Source organism: Streptomyces nymphaeiformis, from assembly GCF_014203895.1.
Taxonomy (GTDB): Bacteria; Actinomycetota; Actinomycetes; order Streptomycetales; family Streptomycetaceae; genus Streptomyces; species Streptomyces nymphaeiformis.
Map to the genome: position 1 here is coordinate 49,301 of NZ_JACHJY010000006.1, position 14,430 is coordinate 63,730.

At 72.9% G+C, this 14,430-nt stretch carries 11 protein-coding genes; 6 read left to right on the plus strand and 5 right to left on the minus strand.

Features of this window, described 5'->3' with window-relative positions:
• Positions 1-155 precede the first annotated feature (155 nt).
• Positions 156-1,280, plus strand: a complete 1,125-nt coding sequence (locus tag GGE06_RS20780; RefSeq protein ID WP_116159056.1) for a threonine synthase — start codon at positions 156-158, stop codon at positions 1,278-1,280.
• A 23-nt stretch (positions 1,281-1,303) separates the two neighbouring features.
• On the opposite strand, the gene GGE06_RS20785 is transcribed toward GGE06_RS20780, so the two are convergent.
• Together GGE06_RS20785 and GGE06_RS20790 are read right to left on the minus strand one after the other, a co-directional pair.
• Positions 1,304-2,074: a DUF4232 domain-containing protein gene (locus tag GGE06_RS20785; protein WP_184931441.1), complete on the minus strand. Its 771-nt coding sequence runs from the start codon at positions 2,072-2,074 to the stop codon at positions 1,304-1,306.
• A gap of 130 nt (positions 2,075-2,204) precedes the next feature.
• A complete protein-coding gene (locus tag GGE06_RS20790) occupies positions 2,205-4,850 on the minus strand; it encodes an AfsR/SARP family transcriptional regulator (protein WP_116159058.1) in 2,646 nt (881 codons plus the stop codon).
• Positions 4,851-5,359: 509 nt separating this feature from the next.
• Here GGE06_RS20790 and GGE06_RS20795 point away from each other — a divergent pair.
• The 3 genes from GGE06_RS20795 (at position 5,360) to GGE06_RS20805 (ending at position 8,863) form a co-directional block, all read left to right on the plus strand.
• Positions 5,360-7,441, plus strand: coding sequence for a type I restriction-modification system subunit M/S (locus GGE06_RS20795; RefSeq protein ID WP_312883216.1), 2,082 nt, complete (start codon positions 5,360-5,362; stop codon positions 7,439-7,441).
• An 83-nt stretch (positions 7,442-7,524) separates the two neighbouring features.
• Positions 7,525-8,106 (plus strand): Uma2 family endonuclease, encoded by a 582-nt coding sequence (locus tag GGE06_RS20800; protein WP_116159059.1) that lies wholly within the window; start codon positions 7,525-7,527, stop codon positions 8,104-8,106.
• A 142-nt stretch (positions 8,107-8,248) separates the two neighbouring features.
• Complete coding sequence (locus tag GGE06_RS20805; RefSeq protein WP_116159060.1) at positions 8,249-8,863, plus strand: antibiotic biosynthesis monooxygenase; 615 nt, start codon at positions 8,249-8,251, stop codon at positions 8,861-8,863.
• A gap of 107 nt (positions 8,864-8,970) precedes the next feature.
• Here the strand turns inward: GGE06_RS20805 and ychF are convergent, their stop codons facing one another.
• A complete protein-coding gene (gene ychF / locus GGE06_RS20810; RefSeq protein ID WP_116159061.1) occupies positions 8,971-10,059 on the minus strand; it encodes a redox-regulated ATPase YchF in 1,089 nt (362 codons plus the stop codon).
• Positions 10,060-10,220: 161 nt separating this feature from the next.
• Between ychF and GGE06_RS20815 the strand changes: the two genes are divergently transcribed.
• On the plus strand, positions 10,221-10,922 hold the full coding sequence (locus GGE06_RS20815; protein WP_312883217.1) for a DUF6542 domain-containing protein: 702 nt from the start codon (positions 10,221-10,223) through the stop codon (positions 10,920-10,922).
• A gap of 177 nt (positions 10,923-11,099) precedes the next feature.
• Here GGE06_RS20815 and ppgK read toward each other — a convergent pair whose 3' ends face one another.
• The gene (ppgK, locus tag GGE06_RS20820) at positions 11,100-11,846 is read right to left on the minus strand and encodes a polyphosphate--glucose phosphotransferase (RefSeq protein WP_116159062.1); all 747 of its coding nucleotides are present in this window, start codon (positions 11,844-11,846) and stop codon (positions 11,100-11,102) included.
• Positions 11,847-11,876: 30 nt separating this feature from the next.
• Entirely contained in the window at positions 11,877-12,908 is a 1,032-nt protein-coding gene (locus GGE06_RS20825) for a 4-hydroxy-3-methylbut-2-enyl diphosphate reductase (protein ID WP_116159063.1), read from the minus strand.
• A 54-nt stretch (positions 12,909-12,962) separates the two neighbouring features.
• Here GGE06_RS20825 and GGE06_RS20830 point away from each other — a divergent pair, with 54 nt between their 5' ends.
• A complete protein-coding gene (locus GGE06_RS20830) occupies positions 12,963-14,315 on the plus strand; it encodes an APC family permease (RefSeq protein WP_116159064.1) in 1,353 nt (450 codons plus the stop codon).
• Positions 14,316-14,430: the final 115 nt, after the last annotated feature.

The window sequence follows — 14,430 nt, forward strand, 5'->3', positions numbered from 1 at the left end:
ATCGCGACATGATCGATAGCGACATGAACATGTCAAGACATCACGGGAGGCCCGCGCCGTCTCGAACGTCCGGCTGTCGAGCGAAAGATTGACTGATCCATAGGAATCCCACAAGGGCCCTCACGGACCCGCAACACCCTTGCCACGGGCCTGACATGCTGCCCCTCATGACCGCCTACGAGTGCCCCCGCTGCCGGATCCAGTCCCCCGTCGAAGCCCTCACCTGGTGTTGTCCGAAGTGCCGGGGCCCCTGGGACCTCGCGTTCACGAGTGCGCCGGTTCCCCTCCCGTCACTCGCCTCACGTGTGAATTCCTTGTGGCGTTACGCGGAGGCGCTGCCTCCGCTGCCGTACGGGCCCGAGGTGAGCCTCGGCGAGGGCCGCACGCCGCTCGTCCGCCTCACCGATTCGGACGACGGCTCGGTCTCGGCCAAACTCGACTTCCTCATGCCCACCCTGTCCTTCAAGGACCGGGGCGCCGTCATGCTCGCCGCGCACGCCCGGCGCCTGGGGCCCCGCACGGTCCTCGCGGACAGCAGCGGCAACGCGGGCACGGCGATCGCGGCGTACGGCGCGCGGGCCGGGCTCGACTGCGTCGTGTACGTCCCCGAGGGCACGTCCCCGAAGAAGCTGGAGCAGATCCGGGCGCACGGGGCCCGGATCGTCGAGGTGCCCGGCGACCGCGAGGCGACGGCCCGGGCGGCGCGCGAGGCCGCCGACGAGCCGGGCGTCTTCTACGCCTCGCACGTCTACAACCCGTACTTCCTGCACGGCACCAAGACGTACGTCTACGAGCTGTGGGAGGAGCTCGGCGGCCGCCTCCCCGACACGATCGTCGTCCCCGTCGGCAACGGCACCCTGCTCCTCGGAGCCGCCCTCGCCGTCGAGGAGCTGTACGGCCACGGGCTCGTCGAGCACCGGCCCGCGCTCGTCGCCGTCCAGGCGGAGGCCGTGTCCCCGCTGGCCGAGGCCTTCCACGCGGGCGCGGAGGACCTCACGGGGCCGGCCGTGGCGCGCCCCACCCTCGCCGAGGGCATCGCGATCCCGGCCCCGCCGCGCGCCCGCCAGATCCTGCGGGCGGTCCGCGCGACGGGCGGCACGTTCCTGACGGTGACGGAGGAACAGATCCGCACCGCCCAGCGGGACCTGGCCGGCCGGGGCCTGTTCGTCGAGGCGACGGGCGTGGCCTGCTGGGCGGCGGTGAGCGCGACCCCGCCCCGCCCGGGGCTCACGGTGGTGCCGCTGTGCGGGGCGGGGGCGAAGACGGGCCTGGCGTCCTGAGGACTCCCCGATCCTCGTACGACTCAGAACTCGTCGGCGCCGTTGCGGAGCTCGTACGTCCAGTAGCCCGTCTTCGCGGCGGCCTCGTCGACGGCCAGGCCGCCGGCGGGGGCCTTGACGACGATGCTGCCCTCGGCCGGGCCCTGGGGGGCGAAGAGGTTCACGTTGAACTCCTTCACGACCTTGTTGTCCTCGTGGACGCCGCCGAGCGCGATCCGCACGTTCGCGTACGCGGGCATGCCGGCCTTCAGGACGATCGGCTCGCCCGGCTTGCTCTTCGCGACGGCCGGGATGTCCTTGGCGGTCTGGATCGGGCCGAAGGCGATGAGCGGGTACTCCAGCAGGGTGCAGGAGCGGCCGGAGACGTTGGTGGCGGTGAGGGTGATGTGCTCGGTCGGGACCTCGTCCGCCTTCGCCGCCGTGACCTTGATGTCGCCGTAGGCGCAGGCGGGGGCCGCGGCGGAGCTCTTGCCGCCGGTGGAACCGGCCTTCGAGCCGCCGCCCGAGGTGGAACCGGCCTTCGAGCCGCCGCCGGTGGAGCCGGTGGAGCCGGTGGAGCCACTCGCCGTCGAGCCGCCCGTGGAGCCCGAGCCGCTCTTCGCGGCGGCCTGGTCGGCGGTGCCGCCGCCGGTCGCGGCGCCGTCACCCGTACCGGCGGTGGACTGGGCGGAGCTCGCACTCCCCGCGTCCTTGGCGCCGGCCGCGTCGTCCCCGCCGCCGCAGGCGGTCAGGCCCAGCGAGAGGGCGGCGATGGCGGCGGCGGCCAGGACGGTGTTCTTGCGGTGGTTGCGCATGGTGGTACTCCCCCGTTGACGCGGTCGGTCGAGGCGCACGCCCAGTGCGTACGGCCTCGCGGCACCGTCGGCTTCTCCCCGGTGCTGCATCCAGCTTCCCGACTCGCGCTGCCGTCCCGCTTGCGTACCGCTAACGATCCGCTGACAGCCGCTGGAGACGCGCTGCCGCCCGCGCCGAACCCTCGCTGAAACCGGCCGCGTCGGCCGCGACGATCGCACGTTCCAGCTGGTCGGCGGCCTCTTCGAGACGGCCGATACCGGCCAGCGCCTCGCCCAGGGTGATCTGCAGCGAGGCCCGGATGACCACCGCGTCGGGCGCGACCAGTTCCCCGGCGCGAAGGGTGTGCGCGAGCGCCGCCTCGTACTCCTCCGCCTTCAGGCAGTGGCCCGCGAGGTGCTGGAGGGTCAGCACCTGGGTGGAGGGGTGGCCGGTGCGGTCGGCGAGGTCGACGGCGTGCAGCATGAGCAGCCCGGCCCGCTCGTGCTCCCCGGTCGCGTCGAGGACGGCGGCGAAGTTGACGTACGCGATCGCTTCGCTGATCGGGTCTCCGGCCCGGGCGGCCAGGCCGGGCGCCTTCTCCAGGTGGACCAGCGCCTCGGCGTCCCGGCCCTCCTCGTGCAGGATCCAGCCGAGCAGGGCGCACGTGCGTGACTGGGCGTCGAGGTCGCCGATCGCCTCGGCCGAGGCGAGCCCGGCCTCCAGGATCGGTGTCCAGCCGTCCCCGATCCGCATGAGCATCAGCGGCCACTGCACGAGCGCGAGCCGCCAGGCCCGGTCGTGCATGCCGAGGGCGGCCGCGGCGGCGACGGCGCCCTCCAGGGCGGTCCGCTCGGCCGCGTACCAGTCGAGCGCCGCCGTACGGTCCTCGAACTCCCGTGTCGCGGCGGGCCGTCGGGCGTCGGCGGGCAGCGAGTAGCAGGGCTGCGAGCCGGGCTCGGCGGCGGCGTCGGCCGCGAGGCCCGTGTACAGGTAGTGGTCGAGCAGCCGGGGCAGGCCCTCGGGGTCGGCCTGCGGGGCGAGATGGCGGGCGTAGAGGCGCACCAGGTCGTGCGGCGTCCAGCGGCCGGGGACGGCCTCGGTGAGCAGGTGCGCGGCGGCGAGCCGGTCCAGGTCGGCGGAGGCCTGCCCGGGCGTCGTCCCGGCGAGCGCGCCCGCCGCGAACCGGTCCAGGTCGGAGCCGGTGTGCAGGCCGACCGCGCGGAACAGCCGGGCGGCGGACTCGGGCAGCTGCTGCACGGTGAGACGGAGAGCAGCGGACACCCCCCGGTCCTCGACGTCCAGCAGGGCCAACCGCCCCTGTTCGTCGGCGAGTTCCCCGACCATCGCGTCGAGGGTCCACTGCGGCCGCTCGGCCAGGCGGGCCGCCGTCACGCGGAGGGCGAGCGGCAGGCCGTCGCAGAGCCGGGCGAGCCGGGTGGCGGCGGCCGGTTCGGCGGCGACCCGCTCCGCTCCGAGCACGGAGGTGAGGAGGGCGGCCGAGGCTGCGGGCTGAAGGTGTCCGAGCGGCACGGGGCGGGCGGCGTCGGAGGCGATGAGGCCGCCGAGCCGGTCGCGGCTGGTGACGAGGGTCGCGCAGTGGTCGCCGCCGGGCAGCAGCGGGCGGACCTGTTCGGAGGAGCGGGCGTTGTCGAGGACGACGAGCAGCCGGCGCCCGGCGGTGAGGGAGCGGAACAGCGCGCCGCGCGCGTCGACGGTCTCGGGGATCCGCTGCGGGAGGACGCCGAGGGCGAGCAGGAACTCCCGCAGGACGGCGGCGGTCTCGGGCTCGGCGGTGTCGCTGAAGCCGCGCAGGTCGGCGAAGAGCCGCCCGTCGGGGAAGTCGCCGCGCCGCTCGTAGGCCCAGTGGACGGCGAACGCGGTCTTGCCGACACCGGCGGGCCCGGTGACCAGACAGACGGGGCCGTCCCCCGCCCGAACGGCACGGTCGAGCGCGGCCAGCTCGGCGCCGCGCCCGGTGAAGCCGCGGGGCGCCCGCGGCAGGCCCTCGGGCGCCGGGGCCTTGACGTCGGCGGCGGGCCGGGGCGTGGGGACGGGCGCGGTGGAGCGGAGCAGCGTCGCGTACGCCTCGCTGAGGGTCTCGCCCGGGTCGACGCCCAGCTCCTCGGCGAGCAGCCGCCGGGTCCGGTGGTACCAGTCGATCGCGTCGGACTGCCGACCGGAGCGGGCGAGCGCCAGCATCAGCGCGGCGGCGAGCGACTCCCGCAGCGGGTGCGCGACGGCCTCGGTGCGCAGGACGGCGGCGGCCCTGCCGTGCTCGCCGAGCTGCCCGTACGCCTCGGCCAGCGCCTCGACGGACGCGAGCCGCATCTCCTCCAAGCCCCCGGCGGCAGCCTCCAGCGGCCGACTGTGCACGGTCCCGGTGAGCGCGGGCCCCTGCCAGTAGGACAGGGCCTCCCGCAGCATCCGCACCGCGTCGGCGGGCCGCCGCTGCACCCCGGCGAGCCCGACGAGCTCCTCGAACCGATGGGCGTCGACGAGCGACTCGGGCATCCGCAGCACATAGGCGGACCCCTGCGTGGCGAGCTCGACCCCGTACGCCTCGGCCCCGTGCTCGGCGAGCAGCGCCCGCAACCGCGAGACGTGCCCCTGGAGGACGGTCTTGGCGTGTGTGGGCGGCTCCTCCTCCCACAGGGCGTCGATCAGCTGCCCCACGTTCACGGCACTGTTGGGCCGCAACAGGAGCATGGCCAACAGACTGGACCGCTTGGCGGGCCCCAAGGCTACGTCCCTGTCCTCCGTCACCAACGCGACGGAGCCGAGCAGCCGGAACTCCACCTGTATACCTCCGCGATCCCTCTCCCCCATTTCCCCCGGCAGTCGAGGATACGTGGGGTAGGAGGGTCACCCGCGACACGACGTCGCCCGACCGGCCTTACTGTCCGATTCGCGACAGGAGGCCCGGGAGCCGACTCCCGCCGGATCCGATCGTGCGGGCGACGCGCCGGCGCCGGCACCGGCAACCGCCCATGGTGACCTGGGTCACTCTTTGAGACTTCCGCGCGACTTCCTCCCCCCGCGCCGCGGCTCACCCCTGAACCCCCGAGCAGCGAAAAGACGAACCGAGTCCTTGCGCAGTGGCACTGCGCAGTCACCTGCGTGCGTGATGCGGGGCTTCGCCGGCACCTCACACCAGCCGCCCCGCGTTGCTAGATTCCCTTTCGTGACCCTTCCACACGGAGCCCTTGCGGGAGGATCGGGTCCTGTCGGCGCCAGAAGAAGAGTGCGCAGCATCACTGCGCAGATCTCGCCCTACTGAAGTGAAGCACCCGAGCGAGGAGTTCCCGGTGGAGAACACGGACGCACACGGCCCCGCCGCAAAGGTCGTCGATCGGCTGTGGCGGGCGTACGCGCCCTTTCAGCGAGGCCGGAGCACGGACCGCGACCTCACCGCGATGCTCGCCGTCCTGCTGCTCGCGGGGTTCGTCGACTCGGCGGACGATCCGGGTGAGCAAGTCGTCAAGCCGTGGTCCAGAGCCGTCGCGGAAGCGCGCACCGGGTATCCGCCGCTGAGGGACCTGAACAACGCGCTCCTCCTCGCCTCGCAACATGACCGGTTTCCCGTACTCGCGTCGTGGGATCCGGAGAAGGTCTTCGCCGGTGACGGCGGGGCGGACGACCTGCCCTGGGTGGCGGACTTCCTCACCGCGCTCCAGCACCCCCCCGCCGCCGTCGAGGCCGGACTCACCGCGGTCAGCGAGCTGCTCGTGGAACGGTACGTCGCGGAGAGTGCCGCCCGGACGGGCGAGTACTACACGCCGCGCGAGGTCACGCGACTGGTCGCGGAGTCACTGTCGCCGCAGCCCGGCGATCGTGTCCTCGACCCCGCCTGCGGCACCGGGGGGTTCCTCGCCGCCGCCGCGCAGTACCTCGCGGAACAGGGTCACGGCGGCGCCTCGTTCGAGGGCTACGCGATGGATCACCGCAACCCCCACCTGGCCATGCTGAACCTGGCCCTGCACGGGGTCGACCGGCCCTTGGTGCGCGCCTCCGACCCCGGATCGATGTTCCGGAGTCCGGGCAGCGGCATGGCCGAATTCGTGCTGTGCAACCCGCCGTTCAACCAGCGCGTCCCGGGTCTGGAACACCACGACTGGCCCTTCGGGCAGCCGCCCGAGTCGAACGCGAACTTCGCCTGGATCCAACTCGCCTGGGCCCGGCTCAGCGAGAAGGGCAAGGCGGCCCTGGTCATGCCGGCGGGGGCCGCCTCCGCACCCGGCCGCGAGGCCGAGATCCGCAAGGAGCTGCTGGTCGGAGGCGCCCTCCTCGCCGTCGTCGCGCTCCCGGCCGACCTGTTCTCCCACACGGCGGTCCCCGTACACCTGTGGATCCTCGCCCGCGACAAGTCCCGCCACGTGCCCGTCGGCGAGACCGAGTCCGTCCTCTTCATCGACGCGAGCCGACTCGGCACCCGGGCCCCTCGCCAGGCGCGGGTGCTCGGCCCGTCCGACAGGGACCGCATCAGCGACCGGTTCCACACCTGGCTGCGGGCTCCCCACTCGGCCCCCGACGAACCCGGATTCTCCCGCACGGTCCCGTACGAAGAGATCCTGGAGAACGACGGCTGCCCCCTCGACCCCAAGCTGTACGTGGTCCCCGACCGGGAGCCGCCGCGCGCGGCACTGGACACCCGGCGCCTGCTGGACGAGCTGACGGCGCAGGCCGAGTCGACGGCCGCCGCGACGGGCCGGCTGCGCAAGAGCTTCGACCGGAGCGAGCGCGTGGCCCGCGACGAGACCGAAGCCCCGCGCGTGCCGCTCCGGCGCGTGCTGGAGGACGCCGCTGAAGGGCTGCCCGGGGCCCCGGCCCTGCTGCTCGCGGGACCGTCCGGAAGCCTGATCCGCGCCGACCACTACGTCGACGTCGGCGGCGTCCCCGTCGTCATGCCCAAGGACCTGACGGGAAGCGGCTTCAGCACGGCCGGCGTCCGGTGCATCAGCGAGCGACAGGCCGGCGGACTGGAGCGCTTCCGCCTCCGCCCCGGCGACGTCGTCCTCGCACGCCGCGGAGAACTGGGACGAGCCGCGGTCGTCCGCGAGGAACAGCACGGCTGGGTGTGCGGCACCGGATGTTTCCTGCTGCGCCCCCCTGCCGGGCTCGACCCCGACTACTTCGCCGCGTATCTGCGCGGTCCGGAGGCGCGAACGTGGCTGGAAGCCCACTCCACCGGGAGCATGAAGATGAAGACCATCTCCCTCGGCGTGCTCGGCGATCTGCCCGTCGTCCTGCCCGGCCTCGCGGCGCAGCGGGCGATCGCCGGCACGATGGCGCGGCTCGACGAACACGAGCGCCTGCTGCGCGAACAGCTCGAACTGACCCGGCGCCTCCGCCGCGACGCGCTGAACGGAGGCATCATCCCCGCGCCGTAGGCACGCGCGGCCGTGGCGGAGTACGGAGACGAGGCTCCGGGGAGCACCCCGCTCCCCGCTGCCGCAACGGCTACCGTGAAGCCATGACCGGACTGCCCGACTGGATGCGCCCGCCCCGCGCGGAAGGCTGGTTCGCGGAGGACCTGGACCACCTCCCGGAAGCACCGCGTCACACCGAGCTGATCGACGGAGCTCTCGTATTCATGATGTCGCCCCAGCGGTCGTGGCACGGCCGCCTCGTCACCGGTCTCACCATGGCGTTCATGGCGCAGGCCCCCGCCGGCGTCGAAGTCGAGCGGGAGATGACCATCCGCCTCGACTCCCGCAACCGCCCGGAACCGGACCTGCTCCTGACCACCGCCCCGTACGACGCCGACCGCACCTGGTTCGCCCCGGAAGACGTCCAGCTCGTCGTCGAGGTCGTCTCCCCCGAATCCGCCCACCGCGACCGGACCGTCAAGCTGCGCAAGTACGCCGAGGCGGGAATCCGGCACTACTGGTGCATCGAGGACGAGGACACCGCCCCCGTCGTCCACGTCTACGAGCTCGACGAACCGACCGGCGCCTACGCACCCGCCGGCATCTTCCGGGGCACCCTCCGGCGCCCGGTGCCCTTCGAGATCAGCCTGGACCTCGACGGGCTCGCACCGCCGCGCACCACCTGAGAGCCGGTACGAGAACGCGGAAGGGCCGGACCCGGCATCACCCGATTACCCCCCGCCGCGTTGCCCCCCGTCCGCCTCGGCCGTCGCATGGAGCGGGGGATACGAGCCCGCACGGGGCCACCGGAAGGCAGGAGAGGGAGCGATGTACGTTCGCAGCATCTACGCAACGGGCGATCCGGCCGAGCTCGACGGCGTCGCCGAGGCGCTCCGGACCGAGGGGCGCGAGTTGCTGTCGGCGCAGCCCGGCTTCCGCGGGATGGGGCTGTTCGTCGACCGCGAGCTCGGCAAGCTCCTGGTGGGATCGTGGTGGGACGACGAGGCTTCCCGGCAGGCCAGCAACGAGCTGCTGGGCAAGCGGCGGGACGAACTCCTCGCCCCCTTCGCCCGGACCGTGACCGTCGACAACTGGGAGGCGGCGGTCGCCCGGCGCGCACAGGACCTCGGGCCCGGCGGGGGGTTCCGGCTGGTCCGCATGAACGTCGAGCCGGCCGACATCGACCTGCTGGTGAACACGTTCCGCGACACCTCGCTGCCCAAGGTCCAGCAGATCCCCGGTCTTGACGGCATCTCCCTCCTCGTCGACCGCGACCGGGGCAGAGCGGCCGTCGGCGCGCTCTACGGCGACCGCAACGCACTCGTGGCATCCCGCGGCGCCGTGGCGGCGGTCCGCGGAGAGGCGACGACGAAGGCCCGTGCGACCACCACCAGCCTGGAGGAATTCGACGTGGTCCTCGCCACGGCGGTCCCCCACGCCTGACCTCCGCGTCGACGCGGGAACGCGGAAGGGGCCGGAATCTCCCGATTCCGGCCCCTTCCGCGCCTGTACGACCAGACGTTTCCGTACGACTGGACGTCTCTGTAGGACTAGACGTTGAAGCGGAACTCCACGACGTCGCCGTCCTGCATGACGTACTCCTTGCCCTCCATGCGGGCCTTGCCGGCGGCGCGGGCTTCGGCGACCGAGCCCGTGGCGACGAGGTCTTCGAAGGAGATGACCTCGGCCTTGATGAAGCCCTTCTGGAAGTCGGTGTGGATGACACCGGCCGCCTCGGGGGCCGTCGCGCCCTGCTTGATCGTCCAGGCGCGGGATTCCTTCGGGCCGGCCGTCAGGTAGGTCTGGAGGCCGAGGGTGGCGAAGCCGACGCGGGCGAGGGTGGCCAGGCCGGGCTCCTCGGCGCCGACGGACTGGAGGAGCTCCATGGCGTCCTCCTCGTCGAGCTCGGCGAGGTCCTGCTCCAGCTTGGCGTTGAGGAAGATCGCCTCGGCCGGGGCGACCAGGGCGCTCTGCTCGGCCTTGAAGGCCTCGTCCGTCAGCTCGTCCTCGTCGACGTTGAAGACGTACAGGAACGGCTTGGTGGTGAGGAGGTGGAGGTCGTGCAGGAGCTCCGCCTTCTCCGAGCCCTGGACGATGCCCTGCGAGAAGAGGGTGTCGCCCTTCTCCAGGATCGCCTGGGCGGCCTCGACGGCGGCGACCTTGGGCGCCGTGTCCTTCTTGATCCGCATCTCCTTCTGGAGGCGCGGCAGGACCTTCTCGATCGTCTGGAGGTCCGCGAGGATCAGCTCCGTGTTGATCGTCTCGATGTCGTCCTTCGGCGAGACCTTGCCGTCGACGTGGACGACGTTCTCGTCCTTGAAGGCACGGATGACCTGGCAGATCGCGTCCGACTCGCGGATGTTCGCGAGGAACTTGTTGCCCAGGCCCTCGCCCTCGCTCGCGCCGCGCACGATGCCCGCGATGTCGACGAAGTCGACCGTCGCCGGGAGGAGGCGCTGCGAGCCGAAGATGTCGGCGAGCTGCTGGAGGCGGGGGTCCGGGACGCCGACGACGCCGACGTTGGGCTCGATCGTGGCGAACGGGTAGTTGGCCGCCAGCACGTCGTTCTTGGTCAGGGCGTTGAACAGGGTCGACTTGCCGACATTCGGCAGACCGACGATTCCGATCGTGAGCGACACGGTGGCGACTTCCTGGAGTGTGGATGGTGGGCCGATCCCCCAGTTTACGGGCGGGCCGAACCGGCCAGTGACGGAGACCTTCGGTCGATCTCGGGGGCAAGGTCACCCAAAGGGCGTGTCCCGGACCCGCTTCCCGCCCCCTTCCGACCTACGTTGGTCGTGTGGAGCAGCACAGGACAAGTCAGCCGCAAGGCCGCCGAAGGCCGCAGACCCCCGCCACGCCGCCGGTCGCACCGCCCGGGGCGCTCGTGGAGGGCGCGGCCGTCTACCGCGTGACCGGCAGATCCGGGCGCGCGCCCGGACGCGCCCGCGTGGAGCGGGCCGGAGCGGATGCGCCGGTGCGTCCCGCCGGGCGCCGACCCGTGCCCCCGGTCGTCCTCGCCCTGCGCCGGCTTCCCTCGCCCCGCCTCACCGGGCTCGGCGCCGGGCTCTTCGCCTCCGCCGTCATGCTGGCCCTCGGCCTCCTCGACCAGCTGCTCCTCGACGGCTCCCCCGTCGTCTACGGGCTGCTGTTCCTGCCGGTCAGCGCCCTGACCGCGCTCTGGGTCCGGACCGCCGACCTGGTCACCGCCCCGATCGGCGTCCCCATCGCCTTCGCCGTCGGCGTCGTCCCCATCGCGGGCGGCACGGGCGGCTTCGGCGGCCAGGCCATGGCCGTCGTGACCGCCCTCGCCGTGCACGCCGGCTGGCTGTACGGCGGGACCCTCGTCGCCGGCCTCATCGCGAGCGTCCGCAAGGTGCGGGACATGGGGCGCCGCCACCAGCGCGCCGCCGCCGGCCGTACGGCCTCCGGGGTGGGCGCCACGCCGGGCGAGGGCCCGGGCGGCCGCGCCCCGGCGGCGGGACGCCGGCCGGTGGCCTGACAGGGCACGCCCTCGGACCGTCCGCGCCGCCGCACTCCCGCGGCGGGACGCCGGCCGGTGACGTGACGCGGGCCTCGGACCGCCCGCGCCGCCGCAGGAGGACACCGACCCGTAGCCTGACGCGGGCCCCGACCGTCCGCGCCGCCGCGCGACTCCGGCCATGGCCCGACGCCCCTCTCAGACCGTCTGCGCCGCCGCCATCCCCGCGCCCACGATCCCCGCGTTGTTCTGCAGCTCCGCCGGGACGATCTTCGCTCGGATGCCCTCGATCAGCGGCAGGAACCTGTCCGCCTTGCGGCTCACGCCGCCGCCGATGATGAAGAGCTCCGGCGAGAAGAGCATCTCCACGTGCGCGAGGTACTTGTTCAGCCGTTTCTTCGCCCAGTGCTCCCAGCTGAGGTCCTCGTCCTCCTTGGCCCTCGTCGAGGCGCGGGTCTCCGCGTCGTGGCCCTTGAGCTCCAGGTGGCCCAGTTCGGTGTTGGGGACGAGGCGGCCGTCGACGAAGACGGCGGAGCCGATGCCGGTGCCGAGGGTCAGCAGGATCACCGTGCCCTTGCGGCCCCGGCCCGCGCCGAAGGTCATCTCCGCGACCCCGGCCGCGTCCGCGTCGTTCAGGACGGTCACCGGGAGCCCGCCGATGCGGTCGCCGATCAGGGCGCCGGCGTCGACGCCGATCCAGGACTTGTCGACGTTGGCCGCCGTGCGGACGGTGGAGCCCGTCACGACGCCCGGGAAGGTCACCCCCACCGGTCCCGTCCAGCCGAAGTGCGCCACGACCTCCGCGACGCAGCCCGCCACACCGTCGGGTGTGGCGGGCTGCGGGGTCAGCACCTTGTGGCGCTCCTCGGCGAGCGCGCCGCGCTCCAGGTCCACGGGGGCGCCCTTGATGCCCGAGCCGCCGATGTCCACTCCGAAGACGTTCATGGACCCAACGTTACGGGCAGGAGCTCTGCGTCACTCGTTTTCGAGCAGGGCCGCGGCCTCGGCGCGCAGGTCCTTGTTGCGGAGCTCCTTGGGCAGCGAGAACGTCAGGGACTCGTCCGCCGTCTTGACGATCTCCACGTCCGCGTAGCCGCGCTCGGCGAGCCACTCCAGGACCTCCTGCACCAGGACGTCCGGGACGGAGGCGCCGGAGGAGAGGCCGACGCTGGTCACGCCCTCCAGCCAGGCCTCGTCGATCTCGCTCGCGAAGTCGACGAGGTACGCGGCGGGGACGCCGGCCTGCTTGGCGACCTCGACCATGCGGATCGAGTTGGAGGAGTTCTTCGAGCCGACGACGATCACCAGCTCGGCCTGGCCGGCGAGCTCCTTGATGGCGGTCTGGCGGTTCTGCGTGGCGTAGCAGATGTCGTCGGACGGCGGGGAGATCAGCTGCGGGAACTTCTCCTTCAGCGCGTCGACCGTCTCCATCGTCTCGTCGACCGAGAGCGTGGTCTGGGAGAGCCAGACGACCCGGGAGGGGTCGCGGACCTCGACCTTGGCGACGTCCTCGGGGCCGTCGACGAGCTGGATGTGGTCAGGGGCCTCGCCGGAGGTGCCGATGACCTCCTCGTGGCCCTCGTGGCCGATGAGGAGGATGTCGAAGTCGTCCTTGGCGAAGCGGACGGCTTCCTTGTGGACCTTGGTGACCAGCGGGCAGGTGGCGTCGATGGTCGCGAGCCGGCCCACGCGGGCCTCCTCGTGGACGGTGGGGGCGACGCCGTGCGCGGAGAACATCACGATGTTGCCCGGCGGCACCTCGGTCGCCTGGTCGACGAAGATCGCACCCTTCCGCTCCAGGGTCTGGACCACGTACTTGTTGTGGACGATCTCGTGCCGGACGTAGATCGGCGCCCCGTACTGCTCCAGGGCCTTCTCCACGGCGATCACGGCACGGTCCACGCCCGCGCAGTAGCCGCGGGGAGCGGCGAGCAGGACACGCTTCGGGCGGTTCGTCGCGGAGGCGGCATCGGGCGTCGGCGCGGGCGTTGCAGTCATGCGTCCCATCGTAAGGCCGCGTCGGTGAGCGGTTGGAGCGGCGCCGTGGCCGAAACTGGCGCCATGGCTCAGGAGACGCAGGCGGCCGACCACGAGGAGCTCCGGCGGAACCTGGGGTTCCGCGACCTTGTCGTGTACGGGCTGCTGTTCATCGCCCCGATGGCGCCGGTCGGCGTCTTCGGCACACTGGACGCGAAGTCGCACGGGGCCGTCGCACTGGTGTACGTCGTGGCGACGGTCGCCATGGCGTTCACGGCCTTCAGCTACGCCCAGATGGTGCGGGTCGCGCCACAGGCCGGCTCCGTCTTCACGTACGCGCGCAAGGGCCTCGGAGAGGGGCCGGGATTCATCGCCGGGTGGATGGCGATGCTCGACTACCTGCTGATCCCCGCCGTCGCCTACCTCTTCGCGGGCATCGCGATGGAGGCGCTGGTCCCGGAGGTGGACCGGTGGGTGTGGACCGGGATCGCCGTCGTGGTCACCACCCTCCTGAACCTGTGGGGCGTGAAGGCCGCCGCCCGCGTCGGCTTCGCCGTGCTCGCGATGGAGATCGTCGTCCTCCTGGTCTTCGTCGTGTCCGCGGTGGTGGTGCTCGTACGGGACGGGGGGCTGCGCGACGGCTGGTCGCCGCTCACCGGGGACGGGTCGTTCTCGCTCGCCGCGGTGATCGGCGCCGTCTCGGTGGCCGTCCTGTCGTACCTGGGCTTCGACGCGATCGCCTCCTTCGCGGAGGAGGTGACCGGGGGGTCGAGGAAGGTGGCGCGGGCGGTGCTGTTCTGCCTGGCGCTCGCCGGCCTCCTGTTCGTCGCCCAGACCTGGCTGGTCGCGCTCCTCGAACCGCTCTCCTCGGCAGAGCTCGCCGCCGACCCGGCCAAGCAGGGCTCGGCGTTCTACGACGCCGTGGACGCGTCGGTCGGAGGCTGGCTGCACGACCTGGTGGCCGTGTCGAAGGCGATCGGCGCGGCCTTCGCGGCGCTCGCCGGGCAGGCGGCGGGCGGGCGTCTGCTGTTCGCGATGGGCCGCGACCGGCGCCTCCCGCACCTGCTCGCCCGCACCGACGGCGGGGTCCCGCGCGTGGCGCTGCTCGTGTCGGCGACCGTGACGATGATCGCGGCGCTGTGGGCGGCCCGCCGGGACGACGGCCTCGACCACCTGGTCTCGGTGGTCGACGTCGGCGCGCTGACCGCGTTCGTCCTGCTGCACGCGAGCGTGGTGGGCTGGTTCGCCGTACGGCGGGCGGAGGGGCCGCCGCACTGGTTCAAGCACATCGTGATGCCGGTGGTCGGCGCGGCGATCCTGATCGCGGTCATCGTCGAGGCCTCGGCCGCCGCGCAGGTGGTGGGCGTGGTGTGGCTGGGGGTGGGGCTGGTGGTCCTCGCGGTCCAGGGGGCGACGCGGACGTCCGCGGGCGCGTGAGGCCGCCGCGGGCCGAAGACGGGCCACGCGCGCGTGAGGGTCGGCCGCGCGCGGAGGCCGTGTCCACGCGCGCGCGTGAGGCCGTCGAGCGCGTACGCGGGACCCCGCCGCGCGC

Coding starts and splice junctions, on each gene's coding strand:
- ppgK (WP_116159062.1), bottom strand. CDS start 11,846: ATGAACGTCTTCGGAGTGGACATCGGCGGCTCGGGCATCAAGGGCGCC.
- GGE06_RS20825 (WP_116159063.1), bottom strand. CDS start 12,908: ATGGGACGCATGACTGCAACGCCCGCGCCGACGCCCGATGCCGCCTCC.
- GGE06_RS20830 (WP_116159064.1), top strand. CDS start 12,963: ATGGCTCAGGAGACGCAGGCGGCCGACCACGAGGAGCTCCGGCGGAAC.
- GGE06_RS20800 (WP_116159059.1), top strand. CDS start 7,525: ATGACCGGACTGCCCGACTGGATGCGCCCGCCCCGCGCGGAAGGCTGG.
- GGE06_RS20805 (WP_116159060.1), top strand. CDS start 8,249: ATGTACGTTCGCAGCATCTACGCAACGGGCGATCCGGCCGAGCTCGAC.
- GGE06_RS20780 (WP_116159056.1), top strand. CDS start 156: ATGCTGCCCCTCATGACCGCCTACGAGTGCCCCCGCTGCCGGATCCAG.
- GGE06_RS20785 (WP_184931441.1), bottom strand. CDS start 2,074: ATGCGCAACCACCGCAAGAACACCGTCCTGGCCGCCGCCGCCATCGCC.